This is a genomic window from Pseudoalteromonas sp. MMG022, from assembly GCF_021654245.1.
GTDB classification, from domain to species: Bacteria; Pseudomonadota; Gammaproteobacteria; order Enterobacterales; family Alteromonadaceae; genus Pseudoalteromonas; species Pseudoalteromonas amylolytica.
The window spans coordinates 24,880-43,519 of record NZ_JAKFZQ010000008.1; the positions used below are offsets into that span (position 1 = coordinate 24,880).

Annotated in this window: 20 protein-coding genes; 14 read left to right on the plus strand and 6 right to left on the minus strand. The window is 43.4% G+C overall.

The annotated features are described in order from the left end of the window. Positions 1-325 precede the first annotated feature (325 nt). Genes L1070_RS09175 through trpA form a run of 6 tightly spaced genes read left to right on the plus strand, consistent with a single transcriptional unit; the run spans position 326 to position 6,860 of the window. Positions 326-1,906 carry an anthranilate synthase component 1 gene (locus L1070_RS09175; RefSeq protein ID WP_237125340.1) on the plus strand — a complete coding sequence of 527 codons (1,581 nt, stop codon included), beginning with the start codon at positions 326-328 and terminating at the stop codon, positions 1,904-1,906. Continuing rightward, positions 1,896-2,486 carry an aminodeoxychorismate/anthranilate synthase component II gene (locus L1070_RS09180; protein WP_237125341.1) on the plus strand — a complete coding sequence of 197 codons (591 nt, stop codon included), beginning with the start codon at positions 1,896-1,898 and terminating at the stop codon, positions 2,484-2,486. Before L1070_RS09175 ends, L1070_RS09180 begins: the two co-directional genes overlap by 11 nt. 8 nt (positions 2,487-2,494) lie before the next feature. After that, positions 2,495-3,502, plus strand: coding sequence for an anthranilate phosphoribosyltransferase (gene trpD, locus L1070_RS09185; protein WP_237125342.1), 1,008 nt, complete (start codon positions 2,495-2,497; stop codon positions 3,500-3,502). Next, positions 3,495-4,862 (plus strand): bifunctional indole-3-glycerol-phosphate synthase TrpC/phosphoribosylanthranilate isomerase TrpF, encoded by a 1,368-nt coding sequence (gene trpCF / locus L1070_RS09190; protein ID WP_237125343.1) that lies wholly within the window; start codon positions 3,495-3,497, stop codon positions 4,860-4,862. The genes trpD and trpCF overlap by 8 nt, the downstream gene beginning before the upstream one ends. 7 nt (positions 4,863-4,869) lie before the next feature. Beyond that, positions 4,870-6,054: a tryptophan synthase subunit beta gene (trpB, locus tag L1070_RS09195; RefSeq protein WP_070986954.1), complete on the plus strand. Its 1,185-nt coding sequence runs from the start codon at positions 4,870-4,872 to the stop codon at positions 6,052-6,054. Further along, entirely contained in the window at positions 6,054-6,860 is an 807-nt protein-coding gene (trpA, locus tag L1070_RS09200) for a tryptophan synthase subunit alpha (protein ID WP_070986877.1), read from the plus strand. Before trpB ends, trpA begins: the two co-directional genes overlap by 1 nt. On the opposite strand, the gene L1070_RS09205 is transcribed toward trpA, so the two are convergent. Continuing rightward, complete coding sequence (locus L1070_RS09205; protein ID WP_237125344.1) at positions 6,857-7,141, minus strand: HU family DNA-binding protein; 285 nt, start codon at positions 7,139-7,141, stop codon at positions 6,857-6,859. The two genes, trpA and L1070_RS09205, sit on opposite strands and share 4 nt — an antisense overlap. Before the next feature lie 155 nt (positions 7,142-7,296). Here L1070_RS09205 and L1070_RS09210 point away from each other — a divergent pair, with 155 nt between their 5' ends. Beyond that, the gene (locus tag L1070_RS09210) at positions 7,297-7,884 is read left to right on the plus strand and encodes an inner membrane-spanning protein YciB (protein WP_070986875.1); all 588 of its coding nucleotides are present in this window, start codon (positions 7,297-7,299) and stop codon (positions 7,882-7,884) included. A 100-nt stretch (positions 7,885-7,984) separates the two neighbouring features. Beyond that, complete coding sequence (locus tag L1070_RS09215) at positions 7,985-8,626, plus strand: type II CAAX endopeptidase family protein (RefSeq protein WP_237125451.1); 642 nt, start codon at positions 7,985-7,987, stop codon at positions 8,624-8,626. Positions 8,627-8,708: 82 nt separating this feature from the next. Here L1070_RS09215 and L1070_RS09220 read toward each other — a convergent pair whose 3' ends face one another. Beyond that, the gene (locus L1070_RS09220; RefSeq protein WP_070986874.1) at positions 8,709-10,133 is read right to left on the minus strand and encodes a sodium-dependent transporter; all 1,425 of its coding nucleotides are present in this window, start codon (positions 10,131-10,133) and stop codon (positions 8,709-8,711) included. A 173-nt stretch (positions 10,134-10,306) separates the two neighbouring features. On the opposite strand from L1070_RS09220, the gene L1070_RS09225 reads away from it, so the two are divergent. From L1070_RS09225 to L1070_RS09245, 5 genes are all read left to right on the plus strand, one after another. After that, entirely contained in the window at positions 10,307-10,606 is a 300-nt protein-coding gene (locus L1070_RS09225; RefSeq protein WP_070986873.1) for a YciI family protein, read from the plus strand. 77 nt (positions 10,607-10,683) lie between these two features. Continuing rightward, positions 10,684-10,929 (plus strand): PepSY domain-containing protein, encoded by a 246-nt coding sequence (locus tag L1070_RS09230; RefSeq protein WP_070986872.1) that lies wholly within the window; start codon positions 10,684-10,686, stop codon positions 10,927-10,929. 2 nt (positions 10,930-10,931) lie between these two features. Further along, entirely contained in the window at positions 10,932-11,606 is a 675-nt protein-coding gene (locus tag L1070_RS09235; RefSeq protein WP_070986871.1) for a response regulator transcription factor, read from the plus strand. After that, entirely contained in the window at positions 11,600-12,940 is a 1,341-nt protein-coding gene (locus tag L1070_RS09240) for an ATP-binding protein (RefSeq protein ID WP_237125345.1), read from the plus strand. The genes L1070_RS09235 and L1070_RS09240 overlap by 7 nt, the downstream gene beginning before the upstream one ends. After that, complete coding sequence (locus L1070_RS09245) at positions 12,927-13,337, plus strand: hypothetical protein (protein ID WP_070986869.1); 411 nt, start codon at positions 12,927-12,929, stop codon at positions 13,335-13,337. Before L1070_RS09240 ends, L1070_RS09245 begins: the two co-directional genes overlap by 14 nt. A gap of 5 nt (positions 13,338-13,342) precedes the next feature. On the opposite strand, the gene L1070_RS09250 is transcribed toward L1070_RS09245, so the two are convergent. Then, on the minus strand, positions 13,343-14,365 hold the full coding sequence (locus L1070_RS09250) for an AI-2E family transporter (RefSeq protein WP_237125346.1): 1,023 nt from the start codon (positions 14,363-14,365) through the stop codon (positions 13,343-13,345). Between the two features lie 130 nt (positions 14,366-14,495). On the opposite strand from L1070_RS09250, the gene L1070_RS09255 reads away from it, so the two are divergent. Continuing rightward, entirely contained in the window at positions 14,496-15,401 is a 906-nt protein-coding gene (locus tag L1070_RS09255; protein WP_237125347.1) for a TIGR01777 family oxidoreductase, read from the plus strand. Positions 15,402-15,490: 89 nt separating this feature from the next. Here L1070_RS09255 and L1070_RS09260 read toward each other — a convergent pair whose 3' ends face one another. From L1070_RS09260 to L1070_RS09270, 3 genes are all read right to left on the minus strand, one after another. After that, on the minus strand, positions 15,491-16,555 hold the full coding sequence (locus L1070_RS09260) for a hypothetical protein (protein ID WP_237125348.1): 1,065 nt from the start codon (positions 16,553-16,555) through the stop codon (positions 15,491-15,493). A gap of 307 nt (positions 16,556-16,862) precedes the next feature. Then, the gene (locus L1070_RS09265) at positions 16,863-17,924 is read right to left on the minus strand and encodes a hypothetical protein (RefSeq protein WP_237125349.1); all 1,062 of its coding nucleotides are present in this window, start codon (positions 17,922-17,924) and stop codon (positions 16,863-16,865) included. A 251-nt stretch (positions 17,925-18,175) separates the two neighbouring features. Beyond that, positions 18,176-18,604: a MarR family transcriptional regulator gene (locus tag L1070_RS09270; protein ID WP_070986864.1), complete on the minus strand. Its 429-nt coding sequence runs from the start codon at positions 18,602-18,604 to the stop codon at positions 18,176-18,178. Positions 18,605-18,640: the final 36 nt, after the last annotated feature.

Sequence of the window (18,640 nt, forward strand, 5' to 3'; positions counted from 1 at the left end):
ATATGAACCAGTACGGTTTACTGTACCCACTAAAGACAAGTAAACGAAAAAATCTAAAACCATGATAACAACAGTAAACAATAACATTTGGTGGTGGCACTCGTAAAAGCGGGTGGTTCGTTGTGTCTTAACGAAAATATCAACCCGCTCAATGTAAGCGGGTTTTTTTATATCTAATTTTCAGGGAAAACTATGTTCAACAATGCAAAAACAACTTTTTGGTGGTGGTGCCTGGCTTAGCGGGACGGCATTGTTGCAACTTTTTGAACGACCCCGCTAAACCTAAAAAGTTAGTGGGGTTTTTTATTTTAAAGGGGAATGAGGTTTGATATTTAGTCACATAACTACCACACCAGGTGAAGTGACCAGTATACGGCAAAGACGGGACTACATAAGTAGCCCCTTGTCTTTGTACGCTGCACTGGGAAAGAAAAACTCACTGTTGTTAGAATCAGCAGAAATCGATTCAAAAGATAATGTAAAAAGCATTATTCTTGCGGATGCGGCAATGCGTATTGAATGTATTGGCAAACAAGTCGTTGTTAAAGCGTTATCAAATAACGGCCAGCAGTTGCTCAGCTTCTTACAAGCACAAGTAGCCAACTGTACAGCGATGCTAGATGACGATACGTTGACATTAACATATCAAAGTCTGGACGAAGAGCTGGACGAATTTAGTAAGCTCAAAGCAGACAACGCCTTCAGTGCATTGCGTACCTGCATAAATAGCATTAAACGTAACTCTGAAACGCCACTGTCTGTTTTCTTAGGGGGTGTATTTGCTTATGACATGGTTGCCAACTTTGAGCAGCTACAAGATGTACCAAATGGGGAAAACACCTGTCCTGATTATGTGTTTTATCTCGCGGAAACCTTGGTACTTATCGATCATCAAGCGCAAACTACGGAATTAATTGGCAACGTATTTAACGGACCAGACGTGCACGCTAACTGCTTCGAGGTAGGCAAACAGCTTGAGGAGCTTAATGCGCACTGTGATGCATTGACTCCCTACTTTGCGGCCCCCAATGAAGGCCAAGCGGATGTTCACGTAAATATTGATGATGAGACCTTCTGTGAACAGGTGTCACAGCTCAAACACAATATTGTGGATGGCGATATTTTTCAGGTAGTACCCTCTCGTACTTTCTCATTACCGTGTGCGCAGCCTCTGGCAGCTTATCAACAACTCAAACAACAAAACCCAAGTCCTTATATGTTTTATATGCACGATCAGGACTTCGTGTTGTTTGGCGCATCACCAGAGTCAGCTCTGAAGTATTGCGTCGACAGCAATCAAGTAGAAGTGTATCCAATTGCAGGCACACGTGCTCGAGGCAAGTTTGCCGACGGCCGTATCAACCCTGATCTCGACAGCCGCATTGAGCTTGATCTGCGTAATGACAAAAAAGAACGTGCAGAACATTTAATGCTTGTGGATTTGGCCCGTAATGACATTGCTCGGATCAGCGTAGCTGGTACTCGCCATGCAAAAGAGCTACTAAAGGTAGACCGCTATTCACAGGTGATGCATTTGGTATCACGTGTCGTCGGCCAGCTCAAACCTGACTTAGACGCACTACACGCTTATCAAGCCTGTATGAACATGGGCACTTTAGTCGGCGCACCAAAAGTGAAAGCGGCACAATTGGTTCGAGAAGTAGAACAAAAACGCCGTGGTAGTTATGGCGGTGCTGTCGGCTACCTGACAGGCGACGGCGCGATGGACTCTTGTATCGTGATCCGCTCTGCATTTGTCAAAAATGATATTGCCTATGTTCAGGCTGGCGCTGGGGTTGTGTATGACTCAGTGCCACAAGCTGAAGCCGATGAAACACGCGCCAAAGCACAGGCTGTGATCAAGGCGGTACAATCTACATATCAGGGAGCGACCAATGCACACTAACGCAAAAGTCTACTTTTTAGATAACTTTGATTCGTTCAGTTATAACTTAGTTGATGAGCTCACACTGCTTGGTATGGACCTTGTTGTGTATCGTAACCACCTCAGTGCAAGACGAATTTTTGACAAAATGAGTCAAGAACAACAACCCGTAATTCTGGTGCTTTCTCCAGGTCCTGGTAATCCAGCACAAGCAGGTTGTTTATTAGAGCTTATCGAACTGTGCAAGGGAAAGTTTCCGATGCTGGGTATTTGCTTGGGCCAACAGGCGTTAACCCAAAGCTATGGCGGCGAAGTGGGCCATGCTGGAGAAACCGTACATGGCAAAGCCTCAATTATAGATGCCCTGCCTCACCCAGTTTTTGAGGGATTGGGCAGGCAGTTTCCTGTGGCGCGTTACCACTCACTGATGGCAACTTATGTGCCTGATTGCTTACAGGTTATCGCAAACTATCAAGATATCCCAATGGCGATATACCACAGTGAAGATAGAGTGCTTGGGTACCAATTTCACCCCGAGTCAATTTTAACCCCGGATGGTGCCCGCTTGTTACAGCAAAGCATCGCATACTTAACACGGTAGGATTTACTATGGATAGCATCAACAAGTTAATTTCAAAACAGTCACTGGACTTTGTACAAAGCAGTGCACTGTTTGACAGTATCATGCATGGCCAACTCAGTGAGATTGAGTTAACTGCGGTACTGATCGCATTAAAGATGAAAGGTGAAAGCGCCCAAGAAATAGCTGGTGCAGCAAATGCGATGCGAAGCAATGCCAAACCTTTTAATAACAATGGACTACGCTGTGTAGATAGTTGTGGTACGGGCGGCGATGGCGCTAACACCATTAATGTCAGTACCACTGCAGCAATTGTTGCCGCCGCATGTGGTCTCAATGTGGTAAAGCATGGTAATCGTAGCGTATCTAGTAAATCTGGTTCGGCCGACTTATTAAAAACATTGGGTATTAATTTAGATATGAGCGGTGATGTTGCCAGTGAGTGTCTAACCAAAACTGGCTTTACTTTTTTGTTCGCGCCCAACTATCACCAAGGCACTAAACACGCAATGCCAGTGCGAACAGCCCTCAAAACGCGCACTATTTTTAACATTCTTGGCCCTTTGGCAAACCCAGCAGCACCGCAAGTTCAGCTACTTGGGGTTTACGATCCAGCGCTTTGCACACCTATGGCTGAAACGCTAAAAACGCTTGGTACAGAAAGAGCCATGATAGTTCATGGCGCAGGCACCGACGAAATTGCACTACACGGTGAAACTCAAGTCACTGAGCTTAATCAAGGCGAGCTGACACACTACACCCTCAATGCGCAAGACTTTGGCCTTGAAAACTATTCGCTTGCAGACATCGCAGGGGATACGCCAGAGTATAACGCCAAAGCGAGTTTGAATATTTTAAAAGGCCAAGGCAAAGATGCCCATAACGCAGCGATTGCAGCGAATGTGGCTGCGCTTTTGGTGATGGAACAAAAAGCAGAGAGCTTTAAAGAAGCCACAGCACACGTATTGGAAGTGCTGGCATCGGGCAGAGCATACCAAAAGCTCACAGATATTGTTGAGGTAAGTAATCATGGCTAACGTATTGGAAAAAATTGTTGCCGATAAGCGTGTCGAACTTGAACAAAGAAAGGCCACATTACCACTTGAAGATTTTATACATAAGGTGGAGCCTAGCCAACGCAACTTTTATGCCGCTCTGGCCGCCCCTGGTACACAGTTTATTTTAGAGTGCAAAAAGGCTTCTCCATCTAAGGGGCTGATCCGAGACCATTTTGACCTTGATGAAATCACTTCTGTATATAAACGTTATGCCAGCTGCATTAGCGTATTGACTGACGAAAAGTATTTTCAAGGCAGCTTTGACTTCCTAAGCTATGTTCGTCAAAGAGTTGAGCAACCACTGATCTGCAAAGATTTTTTTATCGACGAATACCAAGTTTATTTGGCGCGTTTACATGGCGGTGATGCCATCTTGTTGATGCTATCTGTGTTAGATGATGCCCAATATGCGCAATTGTCTCAACTTGCTCAAAGTCTTAACATGACCGTGCTCACCGAAGTGAGTAATGAACAAGAAGTACAGCGAGCGCTCGCTCTTGATGCACAAATCATCGGTATCAATAACCGCAACCTGCGAGATTTGAGCACAGACTTAGCAACCACAGAGCAACTACGCAAGCTTATTCCAGACGACAAGATCGTTATCTCAGAATCTGGTATTTATACTCACCAAGACGTTAAACGCTTAGCGCCATTGTGTGATGGCTTTTTGGTTGGCAGTTCGCTTATGGCGGAACGTAACTTAGATGCCGCCTGTCGAAAGTTGATCCTAGGAGAGAACAAGGTATGCGGCTTGACGCGCTCTCAGGATGCACAAGCTGCCTATCAAGCCGGAGCGCTTTACGGCGGGCTTATCTTCTATCCTAAATCACCAAGATATGTGGACTTAGACTGTGCCAAAGCCGTCATTGATAGCGCACCGCTTCACTATGTAGGCGTATTCGTCAATGCCGATATTGAACAGGTCGTTGAATATGTTCAAGTTCTTAAACTCAGTGCTGTACAATTACACGGTCAAGAAGACGAAACATATATTGCTACCTTACGTAGTCAATTACCAGTCACCTGCCAGATATGGAAAGCACAAGGTGTTCGTGATGTATTACCAAGCCCAATACAAGGTGTTGATAAACACCTTTATGATACCAAAACCAACGAGGGTTTTGGCGGTACAGGCATTCAATTTGACTGGCAATTATTAAGCTCTCAAGTGGCCAATAACTATATGCTTGCCGGTGGCATAAACCCCGACAACGTACTTGCTGCGACCCAGCTGGGTGCACAAGGAGTTGATTTGAACTCTGGGGTAGAGTTAAGCCCTGGTAAAAAATGTCAGCAAAAATTACAAAACGCTTTTTCAAACATTAGGAATTATTGAGGTGGAAATGAACAACGCAGCTTATTTTGGTGACTTTGGTGGCATGTTTGTCCCAGAGTTACTCGTCCCAGCGCTCAAGCAGCTTGAGCAAGAATTTAACAAAGCCCAGCAGGACCCTGAGTTTTTGAGAGAATTTCAGCAATTGCTCAATGAATATGCTGGCCGCCCTACGCCACTAACATTGACACGTAACTTGGTGCGCAACCCTAACGTTAAACTATATCTAAAACGTGAAGACTTGCTACACGGTGGTGCCCACAAAACTAATCAGGTGTTAGGTCAGGCATTATTGACTAAACGCATGGGCAAAAATGAAGTTATTGCAGAGACTGGCGCTGGTCAACACGGTGTGGCAACGGCGCTTGCTTGTGCCTTGCTAGGCTTGAAATGTCGTGTGTACATGGGTGCAAAAGACGTAGAGCGTCAACAACCCAATGTCTTTAGAATGCGTTTAATGGGTGCTGAAGTGATTCCTGTTACGGCGGGCTCTGGTACACTTAAAGACGCCGTGAACGAAGCAATGCGTGACTGGTCAGCCAACTACAAAACCGCGCACTACCTGTTAGGTACGGCAGCGGGTCCTCACCCCTTCCCAACCGTTGTTCGTGAGTTCCAAAAAATGATTGGTGAAGAGGCTAAGCAACAAATTCTTGAAGCTGAAGGTCGCTTGCCTGACGTAGTAATGGCGTGTGTGGGCGGCGGCTCAAATGCGATTGGTATGTTTAGCGACTTTATCAAAGAAGAAGGAGTCAAGCTGATTGGCATTGAACCTGCGGGTAAAGGGCTAGATACAGCAGAACACGGCGCTGCGCTGTGCAAAGGCTCCAAAGGGATCCTACATGGTGCATATACTTACATCATGCAAAATGGCGATGGACAAATAGAAGAGTCACACTCAGTTTCTGCTGGGTTAGATTACCCAGCGGTTGGCCCTCAACATGCCTACTTACATGAATCAGGTCGTGCTGAGTATGTTGCCATCACTGACACCGAAGCACTGGATGCATTCCAGTCACTGGCAAAGCATGAGGGAATAATTCCTGCGCTTGAATCTAGCCATGCATTGGCATACGCGCTGAAATATGCTGAGCAACAAACTGAAGAAACTATCATTGTGGTCAATTTAAGTGGTCGTGGCGACAAAGATTTAGCCCATGTACATCAAGTTTTAAATGAGCGAGGAGAGCTATAATGAGTCGCTACGCACAGATGTTTAGTACCCTAGCAGAAAACAATCAAGGGGCCTTCGTGCCATTCGTTACGATTGGCGATCCTAACAAAGCGCTCAGTCTTGAGATCATTAAACGCCTTATTGATGGAGGCGCTGATGCCCTAGAGCTTGGCATCCCATTCTCAGACCCTATCGCGGATGGTCCCGTAATTCAATCTGCCAATATTCGTGCATTAGCAGATAACACCAATACCGAGGATTGCCTTGAGATAATCAAACAAGTGCGTCAATACAACAGCGATATCCCTATCGGGTTGTTGTTGTATTCAAACCTCATTTTTGCCAAAGGTATAGAAACCTTTTATCGCCAAGCAAAAGAAGCTGGTGTCGATTCTATCTTAGTGGCCGATGTGCCGTTGCTTGAGTCAAAGCCATTTCGAAGAGCCGCGCAAAACGTTGGCATTGAACCAATATTTATTGCAACTCCTAATGCCAATGATGATACGCTCAGAGAGTGTGCAAGTTATGGGCGGGGCTATACCTATCTGCTTTCACGCTCGGGTGTAACAGGCACAGAAACCAGCGCGCAAATGCCAGCCGATTCGATCATCACTAAGTTGAGCGAATATCATGCTGCGCCTACTTTGCTGGGCTTTGGTATTTCTACCCCGGAACACGTTAAAGCAGCACTTGACTGTGGTGCTGCAGGCGCGATTTCTGGTTCGGCTGTGGTTAAGATCATTGAAAAAAACATCGATGATCCTAGTAAACTGCTAGACGAAATACAGGCGTTTGTCTCACAGATGAAAGAAGCAACCGTACGCTAATTGCTTGCTGAGGCTAAGGCGTCTTTTAGCGCCTTAGCCGCTTTAAACTGCACTTTATTCGCCCCTGCGATTATAATAGCTTCACCCGTTTGTGGATTACGGCCCGCTTTTTGTGGATGGTAACTTAATGCAAATGTACCAAGCCCAGAAATAGGCATTTGATCCCCTTCTGACAGGCGCTTTTGAATAATTGCTAAAAGGCTATTCAACGCAGCTTGGCTATCCTTTTTACTCAACTCACTCTTTGCAGACATCGCGGTGATCAATTCAGATTTATTCATTACTACTCACTTTCTGGACTGTCTAATTATGCAACAATACCGCTGCACATTTGTAAAAAGCGCAGAGGCTAAGGAGTTAGCCTACAAATGTCAATCTTGAACTTCCCCTCGGAACTTGGTAAAACCAAGGCATTACAAATAAAAAGGTAACCTAAATGGCTACATTGCTTGAGTATCTTCCGTTAATATTATTTTTTGCCGTTTATAAATTTGTCGATATCTATTGGGCTACAGGCGTACTTATTGTCACTTCTGTGATCCAACTGGCTTATCACTATTTCCAAAGTGGTCATATCGCGACCCGACACTGGGTATTTTTTGCTATAGCACTGGTGCTTGGTGGGATGACAATTTTGTTCCAAGACGAACAATTCATAATGTGGAAAGCCACTGTCATTTATGCAATTTTAGCGCTATCACTGCTGATTTCTCGATATGTTTTTAAAAAGAACCTCGTAGAAAAAGCACTATTAGGCTTGCTTAAATCAGTGAGCGAAAAAGAACAGGGTGATAAAACCGACAACACACCCATTGTGATCCCAAAATCAATCTATGAGCAACTAAACTTGATGTGGATGATGCTACTGGCCTTTATTTCAGCGCTTAATTTGTATGTGGCATACAACTTTTCACTCGATACTTGGGTTAATTTTAAAGTATTCGGGCTCATGGGCATCACCTTTGTGGCAATCTTGCTGACCATGATGCGCATTTATAAATACTTACCTGAAGACAACGGTTGACCCTAGCGACAGAAAACTGCCATATATTCTAAAGAATGTCACTTTTGAGGACATTTTTGCTGCTATAGTTTTTGTAAAACGAAGCAAAGCGAGAATGTCCTTGAACGCAAGTCAATACCGCTGGTGTGAACTGTTTTTAATCTTTTTTTGTTTACCAACTTTGGCATATATATTTCGTGATCATTTGGCCAACTGGCTGTTCCCTGCCCTTATTATCTTGATGATAATATGTAGCTTTTTACTCTTAAATGACCCCCATTTTAAACGCTTTAGACTCACCAGTTTAGGGCAGTTCTCGACGATAAAACGGCGTTTATTTACCACATTTCTCAGTGGTGCACTTTTTTCAGCCATGCTGTATGGCTTGTTTAATCAAGAGCATTGGTTTGCCTTTCCTCTTAACTCTACAACGCAGTGGCTGTATTTGCTGGTTGCCTACCCACTGCTGTCGGTACTGCCACAAGAGCTGATATTTAGAAGTTACTTCTTCCACCGCTACAAGCGCATTTTGCCGAAAAAAAGCTCGCGTATCATACTCAGTGCTACGGTGTTTGCACTCGCTCATAGCGTCTACGACAACTGGGTTGCTATTGCCTTGTCATTCGTGGGCGGCCTGTTGTTTTCATACACCTATGCTCACAGCCGTTCACTGATGGTTTGTGTGCTAGAGCACAGTTTATGGGGGTTATGGATATTTACACTTGGACTGGGGCAATACTTAGACTCTGGCGTAACCTTCTAGGGCGTGACAACAGTCTTTATGGCAATAGGAATCTGACATAAAAAAGCCGGGACTTAGCCCGGCTTAACTAAGGTGATAGCGTTTAAAATCCAAATAAGCTAAATGCAAAAAATTTGGTAGCCACTGTGTTAGCAAAGATCACCACCAGTACCACTGGGATGAAAGTAGACAGTGAAAAATTTACGTACTTCTCCACCAAACTGCCAGTATAGCTTTCACAGCCCTGTGCGAGTTCTGCTGATAGATTCGCCTTCTTCCAACGATAAATCACAAACAAACAAACCATAAGGCCGTTAAGTGGCAATATCGTGTCGTAGAAAACATCATAGACTAAGTCAAACATGCTCTTATCACTACCACCATAGCTAACAAACTTGGTCAACCCTTCGACCATGCCAAACGACATAGTACACAATACTGTTAACAAACCTGTCGATACTGCCAGAATAAGTAATGCCATTTTACGGCTAACACCTTTTTCTTCCATTAAAGCGGAAGTGGGTACTTCAACAATTGATACCAAAGAGGTGATCGCTGCAAAAAACACTAACAAAAAGAAAATAAAAGCAACGATAGATGCACCCACGTAACCAATATCCGTTTGTAGCGCGAGTAAAATCTTGGGTAAGAATTCGAATATCATAGAAACAGATGACTCTGATAGCTCATCAGTATTAGTAGCCGGATTAAAACTAAAGATTGCAGGCAACACCATCAGACCTGCAATAAATGCAACCAATGAGTCTGTAATCGCTACCATTTTCGCGCCACCAACAATGTCATCCTTTTTAGAGATATAGGACGCGTAAGTCATCAAAATACCCATACCCAAAGATAGCGAAAAGAATGCTTGTGATAACGCCCCATTAAGCACGCTGGCATTCATTTTAGAAAAGTCAGGCACAATGTAATAGCGCACACCTGCCATAGCGTTATCAAGAGTCAGAACATACGCAACCAGACCAATCAAAAGTACAAACAAGGTTGGCATTAAAAACTTAGCCGCTTTTTCAATCCCCTGTTTCACACCGCCTACGAGGATCAAGTTAACAATAACCCCCACTAACAACATGTACCAGAACACACTCGTTTGATTAATAAACTGCCCAAAATGGCTGGGGTTCGCTAATGCATCTAAGTTGCCCAGCGCCGTTTGTGCCAAATATCCAAAAATCCACACCGTGATCACCATGTAGAACACGGCTATCATAAATGGCGTCAATACAGACAACCCTCCGGCAATAGACCAGCGCTTGTCACCACCAGAAAGTGCTTTGTATGCTCCGTATGGGTCTTTTTGTGCCTTACGGCCCATGGCCATTTCAGCCATCATTACGGGTAAACAAATAAAAGCAACAAACAACGCATAAACCAATAGAAAGGCGCCACCGCCATTTTTTGTCGCTGACACAGGAAAACCAACTAGGTTACCAATACCAACCGCTGATCCTGCGGCCGCTAAGATAAAACCCAGTCGAGAGCTAAAATGCTCACGATTTGCACTCATGCGGAAAACCTTATTATTATTTTTTCGGAATATCCGAGCGACTCTACCAGCCTTGACGTGCGGTTTTCAAGTGTAAAAGGATAAAGGGGCAGACAAATTCCCTAAGCCATTTACAAGACAACGCAAAGCAGACTAATATAAGTGTTTATTTAATTTACCTTTGATTCGCTCCTATGCTGTATATGATTTATTCTACCGACGTTGAAAACTCGTTGGAAAAACGTCTCGCTACTCGGCCAGAACACCTTGCTCGCTTAACTGATCTCAAAGAGCAAAACCGATTGTTTGCAGCTGGGCCATTGCCTGCGATTGATAACGAGGACCCAGGCCAGGCAGGTTTTACGGGCTCGTTGGTAATTGCACAATTTGATTCTTTAGCAGATGCTCAAGCTTGGGCAAGCGCCGATCCATATATTGCTGCGGGCGTCTATGAGCATAGTGTTGTAAAACCGTACAAAAAAGTATTGCCTTAGTTCAGTTTTGGTTAATTACGCTCGTCGTAGAGTGGCGTTAAGTGTTAAGCAACCCAAGCCCCGTGGAGCTTAGTAGAATGCGATTGTCAGTTTGTTTCCTGCTTTTTACCTGCCTTACATGCACGCAAGTGCTTGGTCAAACACCCAAGGGTGAACCAATCAGTAAAAAGCAAGCCGTTGAGCTTGCTCTGGCTGAATGTCAGGGTAGAACATTAAAGATTACTGAACAAAGTGACGATTATATAGTCAGAATCTTACGAGATGATGGCCGTGTTGTAGATATCCGCGTCGATAAAAAGAATGGGACAGTCAAGAAGGATTAGAAATGCGAATTTTAGTAATCGAAGATGATGTACAGTTGGCTGAAAATCTGCGTTCGGCTCTTGAAAAAGAAAAATATAGTATCGATTTATGCCACGATGGTGAATCCGGGTTATTTCATTTAACTGAATACCCGTTAGACATGGCTGTGATCGATTTAGGCTTACCTAAAATTGATGGTATTGAAATCATCAGACGTGCCAGAGCTGCTGGTATTAAAATCCCGATTTTAATTTTAACCGCACGTGACCGCTGGCAAGATAAAGTAGAAGGCTTGGATGCAGGTGCAGATGATTATTTAACCAAGCCGTTTCACGTTGAAGAACTGATTGCACGCTGTAACGCACTGATACGCAGAAGTGCTGGACAGGCAAACCCTGAGATCTGCATTGGACCGATTAAAATTCATACTCGCTCACAGCAAGTATGGGTAAACGATCAAGAGCTATCGTTGACCGCTTACGAATACAAGGTTCTTGAATATATGATGGTTAACCCTCAGAAAGTGATATCTAAATCTGAGTTGACCGAGCACATCTACGATCAAGACTTTGACTTGGACTCGAACGTGATTGAAGTATTTGTATTGCGACTGCGCAAGAAACTTGACCCAGATGGTGTTTTAAACCCGGTCGAAACTTTACGTGGTAGAGGATACAGGTTCAAAACTCAGTGGTAAAACCAGCACAAATCTCCCTAAAAATAAGACAAGGATTTATCCTTGTCTTTGTGCTTGTAATAGCACTACCCGCTCTGTTTTTCTCAATTGGTCGTGCATATCATGCATCCTTAATCGACGCGACAGAAAAAACACTCGAAGCACACCTGTACTCTTTGATCTCTGAAGTAGAATTTCTAGAAGATGGTATTGAAATGCCACGCACCATTCTTGCCCCAGAGTTGAACAGAATAAATTCAGATACCTTTGCACTCATTTATCAAGGGCAAAGCCTAGTGTGGTACTCCGAGTCTGCCGTGAATCTTTCTATCTCGCCAATATTTGATGACTCTGAGGCTGGCGCCGCTGAATTTAAACTTGTTGAATATGGTGACCAAAAGTACTGGCAACTCAGTCTCACCGTGATTTTAGGAAACGCAGATTATTCTCAACACGCCCGATTCATTTTGCTAAGGGATAATAAAGCGCTGGTTGAGTTAATGTCAGGATTTAGAAATACCCTCATCAACTGGATGCTGGTTATGGGCGTGATAATCGCGGCTTTGATGGCGATAGGTTTTATCTGGAATGCAAGACCACTACAAAGATTAGACAAAGAAATTAAAGAGATTGAGGCTGGTAAAATTGAAAAAATCACAGGTATCTATCCAAAAGAGCTATTAATCATCAAGTCTGATTTAAATCTGCTTCTGGACTCCCAACGTCGCCAAAAAGAACGTTATAGGGCTTCTTTAAGTGATTTAGCGCACGCTCTCAAAACCCCGCTTGCAGTATTAAAGTCCAGTAAACTCGCTGATGATGAGGATGCTCAGGAGCAATTGGACCGCATTAATGCCATGATAGAACATCAGCTTAAACGCGCTGCTACCGGTGCATCTGACACTTGGAAAAAGCAAACACTGATTAAACCAGTACTCGACTCAATTTTAAATGCGATGAAAAAGGTCTATCATGATAAAGACATCACTTTTAATTCGCAGTGCACAGAAAAGATCGCCTTTTTGGGTGATAAAACAGATTTAATGGAGATTTTGGGCAACATTATCGACAACGCATGTAAAGCATGTAAGACACGTGTAGAGATTTGTGTGCGTTTTGATAAAAGCCAAACCCTCGCGCTCGAAATAGAAGATGATGGCCCTGGTATACCGGAGCACCAACGCTCTGAGTTACTCAAAAGGGGTAGCCGTTTAGATACTTATGAAGCTGGCCACGGAGTTGGGATGGCAATTGTGTCTGACTTAGTTAATTCTTACCATGGTACAATGGAGATAGGAAGCTCTAAGTTTTCAGGTGCGAGGTTTTTAATTGAATTCAATTATGAAAAAAATTAGCTCGGCGGCCTTTTTTCTATCGCCACTGATTGCCAATGCAAACCCAACAGATGTTTCCTTAACCGACTGCTCAGCGCTTGAGAGCTACCACCCTATTGACTCTAAAATCTATATTCAATGCCTTGATAGCAATATTGATATGCTGCGAAGATATCAGCAAAGTTGGATCAATAAACTACTTCACGACATAGAAATCCTCCAAGCGCAGACAGGTAATACGCAATTGATGCCCATCATCAAACGAGCTGTTGTTTATCAGGAGCAATATATGGAGGACACCTGTAAGTGGCGTTATTTACATACTTTGCCCAACTCTATCAAGGCATCAATCGTACATAAAAAATGTACCGTACGAATGCTACGTCGGCACATTGAAGATTTACAGATACCCTACTAACGTATTCACTGCTCTGCGCTACCTAGTAATGTAGATAACCAGTGACCATCTTCGCTATTTTCTAGTGCGATTTTGACCACCATAGTCAGTGGCACTGAAAGCAGCATGCCAACGGTCCCTAACAACCACCCCCAGAAAATCAATGATAAAAATACCACCAATGCTGACAACCCTAACCCACGCCCCATGTATTTGGGCTCTACAATATTACCCATCACTGTATTAATCGTGACATACCCTGCAGCTACTAGGCCAGCTATAAGCGGCCCATGCGTGACTAGGGCCAACAAAACAGCTGGTATCGCGGCGATAATAGAACCAATGTTGGGGATATAGTTGAGAAAAAAAGCAACGACTCCCCAAAGAATAAAATAGTCTATATTCAGTAGCCACAACATCAGCGACGCACACAAGCCTGTCGCCAACGATACGAGTGTTTTTATCGCAAGATAAGAGTTAATTGACTCCAAGAAACGGTCTATTTGCTTTAGCTTCATTTCAGGATCGTCTAGGGCCAAATGAACCTTATTCGCGATGGTTGGTGCTTCAAACAACATGAACACCACGGTCAAAATAATCAAGAATACATTTGCCATCACCCCACCTAACCCCGTCAGCATAGATGAAGCCATATCGATCATCTTACCTGGGTCAAACAAAGCGATAATTTGTTGTTTATCTATCAAAATATTATGTTGTGCTGCCGCGTCGACTAGCCAGATAAATTTGCTTTGCAATTGCTCACGGTAGTTTGGCAACTGCTGAGAAAAATCGTTTACAGATTGCCCGACCAAACCCGCTATGCTGGTGCCAATCGCCAGAATAAGTGCGATGACTAAAATAATTGCTATCCCTTTTGGGATATTAAAGCGAGCAAAGAACTTCAACAATGGATTGCAAATAATGGCAATAAAGGCCGCAAGTATAAAAGGCACAACGATATCACTGGCTAACTTTATGCCTGCAAGCACGATTACCAATGATGCAAGTACAACGAGGCTCTTATTTATTCCAGACAATGAAGACACTTGAATTCCTTATTATTTTTTTAAAAGTGTAATGGAATCTAGCTGAAAATAAAACGTTTTGATCTTTATTCAATATTTTCCGTAAATTACCTACACTAATGATATATGAATAGGTTTAGAGCACCGCGTTATGAATATATTGGTAACTGGCGCAACAGGTTTAATCGGTGACCAACTATGTCGCTTTTTGTACAACAAACACCAAGTCAGCGTATTAACCCGAAATATAGTCAAAGCTCAACAGCAATTTAGAAGCCATGTAACCTGTGTGGATACATTAAGCCATATCGATTTTAACAACCTTGATGCCGTCATTAATTTAGCGGGCGAGCCCATCGCCGACAAGCGCTGGAGCGCAAAGCAAAAACGTGCCATTTATGAAAGTAGATTAGATATCACTGAGCAACTGGTTACTAAAATAGCGTCTGCAGAAACCCCGCCACACACATTAATTTCTGGCAGTGCAGTTGGATTTTATGGGCGACAGCCAAATGACATTGTCATTGATGAAACCTGTCAGCATCCGTACCAAGAATTTAGCCATCAGCTTTGTAAACAGTGGGAAGACATCGCTTTACGTGCTCAAAGTGAGCAAACTAGAGTATGCATTTTACGCACTGGCATTGTGCTCAGCCAACACGGTGGTGCATTAAAGAAAATGCTGCCAGCGTTCAAGTTTGGGTTAGGCGGACCACTTGCTAGCGGCGAGCAAATGATGTCTTGGATCCACATTGATGATATGGTCCATATCATTTTATATTTGTTAAAACACCAAGAGCTTAGCGGTATATTTAATGTTACCGCCCCCTCACCAGTTAGCAATCTGGACTTTACCAAAGCACTTGGACAGGTTTTACATAGGCCAACTGTATTCAAAATGCCCGAAAAAGCGCTGCGTCTGATGTTTGGTGAAATGGCCGATTTGCTCATATATGGACAGGCTGTAATACCTAAGCGAGTCCTAAAATCAGGTTATCACTTTAGGTTTAGCGATATAGAAGATGCTTTTACAAGCTTATTAGTGCGTGACAGGTAGCACTTTATTAGCGCAATCCATAATCACAGATTACTTTATTGAATAGAAACGACAAGCTTAACGCCTGTCGTTTCTATGGTCGGGGATTGCTAAGGAAGTACGTTATTAATAAGCTGTGATACGCCAAGCGTTTCAGAGTCTTTCACGTAGCGATAGTGCTTTTTAAAGATCCAAAATCCAGTACTTTTATCAAAAGTTTGAAAGCCCACATTGTTACCAGCAACGTCAATGTTGTTCTGTGCAATAGTCACTTTACCATGGTGCCCCGCCTCACGAATTGTGCCATGAGTGTATCCATCCGCCATGATCAACGGATAGTGATATGGCATAAAGCCACTGACCGCATCATCTTGTGCGCTCAACTGACCGTCCATCGCAACTTGTTGTGAGCAGCTACCAAATTTTGCAGCTTTACTCGCCCCACATGCTGAATGAGAAGCGACCACACCATCATCACTGCCTTTTAGAAACGGACTGGTCACACCCAAAAAGTCACTTGAGTTAGCTACAAACCGCAAACGTGGCGCACGGCTCGACGGTTGTGGCGCTATTTTACGCGCATTATTAACTTTCAAATCATGCAAAATGCCTAGCGCTTCTACCGTTGTGCTACCCAGCCATAGCTTTATCGCCTGCTCAACCAGCGGATCCCAAAAGTGACCCCCCATTAAGGCACTCACCGCCGTATCGGCCAACTCACTGCCCCCACCTGCGCCTGCAATATCAAAAGTCGCAACAATATTCAGTGGCTGTAAACCTGCATTTTCAAGCCAATTCGCCTGATTGTCTATGATGTAACGTGCCACTAAGTCACCCGTTGAATGCGTTAGCAATACGCAACCCGGTTCACATAGGTTTGACTGAGAAAATTGTTTTAGTTTTGGCCATAACCAGTGTGTCGCAATTTTGCCTTCTAGGCGCTCATATGACGGCCAATCGATTCGCTCATCTGCTTTGTTGCCCCAAAACGATGTCCAATATGACTGGCCATCGCTGACCACATTTGTCCCTCTTGGGTTGAGAAGTTGATCCGGCTGAAAACCGTGGACCAAGATAGTTTTATATTCATTACTGTGCGCTGCAAAACTGCTCAGTACACACAACATAAAAGCGCCTAGGGCTTTTATGCTCAACTTGCGGCATTTGTTGTTCATGTAAACTCCTGAGTATTTATTATTAGTTGCTTTATGAACTCAGACATCAGACCTCGTATCACTGAGTCATTTCAGTATGTTTAACAAAAACTCAAAATTCAACATTAAATTTACAAAAATGACTCATAAATGAACGAAAAATGGTGGGTTGACAAATTAATAGTAAATAAATCAATTAAATATATTGATATTAAAAAAGTTATTTTTTGCTGAAAAGCCTCCAAAAACCACCATATATGGCAATTTAAGGAGGTGAACAAGGTGTTTTTGGCAGTTAAATGAGAGTTATTAGATAAGCTTTTGTCAGCTACAAGTTTCCATCACTGGCTAACTGACGTAAAAACTCTAAGCTTTGTTGCTCTTCAGAAGAGGCGTTGTAAGGTAGTTGTTGCAGACTATCAAATGCAAAATCTTTAATTTCAAAGGTTTTAATCTCGCTGTTGCCATAACTTGCAGGCTCAGCAGGACTCGGTGACATGCGTTCAATGACAAAACCCGACAACAACATGTTCGCTGTATTTGGCCTAAGTACCGACCAGTGTGCTTTTAACATCATGCTTTGTGAGCCTTTTGATAGCTTCTCTTTACTTACGAGATGCGCCAAAGGCTGCCCATCATTTGTGAATAAATTCGCTCTTAGCCGATAAATACCCGGGTTGCTCACCGCGAGATTGAGCTCAATGATCATATTTTCATTTTGAGGGTAAACGCCTTTCACAGAAACGATTTTAGCGCTAGGCTGCATATATTGAAACTGCGCTACTACTGGGACTTTCTGTTTTTCAAGTTTTACGTTAGCCACAAGTTGCAGAGCACGAGGAAATTGCTTTTCCCCTTTAAAGTGCCCTTCGAAGGGGCTACTTTGTAACGTTGTCGAGGCATATTCCTGCTGAGTATCTATATCAACAAGTCTAAGCTCTACCTGTTTTAAATTTGGCCCTGTTACCTCAACTAGGATGTCTTCTGGATACACGTAACGATACTTAGATAACTTAACACTCAGCGGCTGCTCACTTCCCTCAACCAGACTCGTCACCGGATAGAAATGATTGGGATTGAGTCTGTCTTCATCATGCTCGGTGAGCGGTTGAGAATAAGGTGGATATTTAAGCGCCTGCTCGTATTGTATCGCCACATGCTGCGCGGCTTCACTCAACTGGCGAGAGGTGTGTACTGTTGCCTCGGGTTTCGCTGATACCTGCGTCTTTGGCTGTGTTACAGTGCCCGGGAACTGCCCAACAATGGGCACGTTCATATCATTTTTGGGCTTACTGTCAGGCTCTGTTTGTAAGTTTGTTTTCTCCCCAGACAAAAACCACAGCAGTACCGCAGCAACTAGCCCCGCTATCACAAGATAAGTCTTTTTCATACACAACGCACTCCATTGTTAGGGTCATTTCAAGAGCGGAAACTTGCTCACCACCTCAGACCTCTTACCAATTTATTAACATTCAGTATGTAAAACTTATGCGTTGTATTCAAATAAAAGTTCTTAACTTTCATCAAGCATTTTTGCCTTAAACCTTAGGTCATTCGAAACCTCGCTTGTGCTTATAGTACTTCGAAGACTCTAAATCTTTATGATCTAAATTGAAGTTCACCACATCAATAGAGGTACCGTTATAAATCAACGAGTATTTTGTCTAAAAGCTGTGTTAGTTGCTTCAAATCTTCCGTACTAACACTTGGAAAACAGCAGCGTATTTGCTGTGGAATTTGTAAGGCTTGAGACTTGAGTTGTAGCCCTTGGGCTGTCAATGTCACCCATTTTTTGCGTTTATCATGCTCATCTTTGACTATATCCAACAGCGACTTGGCCACCATCTTTTTTAAAATTAAGGTCATTGCCCCACCATCGATGGCTGTTTTTTCAAGCAAGCTGGCAATGGTCAATTTTTCATGTTCCCACATTGCCATCATCACCACATATTGTGGGTAGGTTAAATCAATGGCCTCAAGTAATGGCCGATAACTTCTTACAATACCATTCGCCGCCATGTAAAGCCGATGGCATAGCTGGTTTTCTAGTTTTAGTTGGCTGTCATTCATTGTATTTACCTCTGGGTACATTTTATTTTGCACACA

Coding starts and splice junctions, on each gene's coding strand:
- L1070_RS09180 (WP_237125341.1), top strand. CDS start 1,896: ATGCACACTAACGCAAAAGTCTACTTTTTAGATAACTTTGATTCGTTC.
- trpD (WP_237125342.1), top strand. CDS start 2,495: ATGGATAGCATCAACAAGTTAATTTCAAAACAGTCACTGGACTTTGTA.
- trpCF (WP_237125343.1), top strand. CDS start 3,495: ATGGCTAACGTATTGGAAAAAATTGTTGCCGATAAGCGTGTCGAACTT.
- trpB (WP_070986954.1), top strand. CDS start 4,870: ATGAACAACGCAGCTTATTTTGGTGACTTTGGTGGCATGTTTGTCCCA.
- trpA (WP_070986877.1), top strand. CDS start 6,054: ATGAGTCGCTACGCACAGATGTTTAGTACCCTAGCAGAAAACAATCAA.
- L1070_RS09205 (WP_237125344.1), bottom strand. CDS start 7,141: ATGAATAAATCTGAATTGATCACCGCGATGTCTGCAAAGAGTGAGTTG.
- L1070_RS09210 (WP_070986875.1), top strand. CDS start 7,297: ATGGCTACATTGCTTGAGTATCTTCCGTTAATATTATTTTTTGCCGTT.
- L1070_RS09220 (WP_070986874.1), bottom strand. CDS start 10,133: ATGAGTGCAAATCGTGAGCATTTTAGCTCTCGACTGGGTTTTATCTTA.
- L1070_RS09225 (WP_070986873.1), top strand. CDS start 10,307: ATGCTGTATATGATTTATTCTACCGACGTTGAAAACTCGTTGGAAAAA.
- L1070_RS09230 (WP_070986872.1), top strand. CDS start 10,684: ATGCGATTGTCAGTTTGTTTCCTGCTTTTTACCTGCCTTACATGCACG.
- L1070_RS09235 (WP_070986871.1), top strand. CDS start 10,932: ATGCGAATTTTAGTAATCGAAGATGATGTACAGTTGGCTGAAAATCTG.
- L1070_RS09245 (WP_070986869.1), top strand. CDS start 12,927: ATGAAAAAAATTAGCTCGGCGGCCTTTTTTCTATCGCCACTGATTGCC.
- L1070_RS09255 (WP_237125347.1), top strand. CDS start 14,496: ATGAATATATTGGTAACTGGCGCAACAGGTTTAATCGGTGACCAACTA.
- L1070_RS09260 (WP_237125348.1), bottom strand. CDS start 16,555: ATGAACAACAAATGCCGCAAGTTGAGCATAAAAGCCCTAGGCGCTTTT.
- L1070_RS09265 (WP_237125349.1), bottom strand. CDS start 17,924: ATGAAAAAGACTTATCTTGTGATAGCGGGGCTAGTTGCTGCGGTACTG.
- L1070_RS09270 (WP_070986864.1), bottom strand. CDS start 18,604: ATGAATGACAGCCAACTAAAACTAGAAAACCAGCTATGCCATCGGCTT.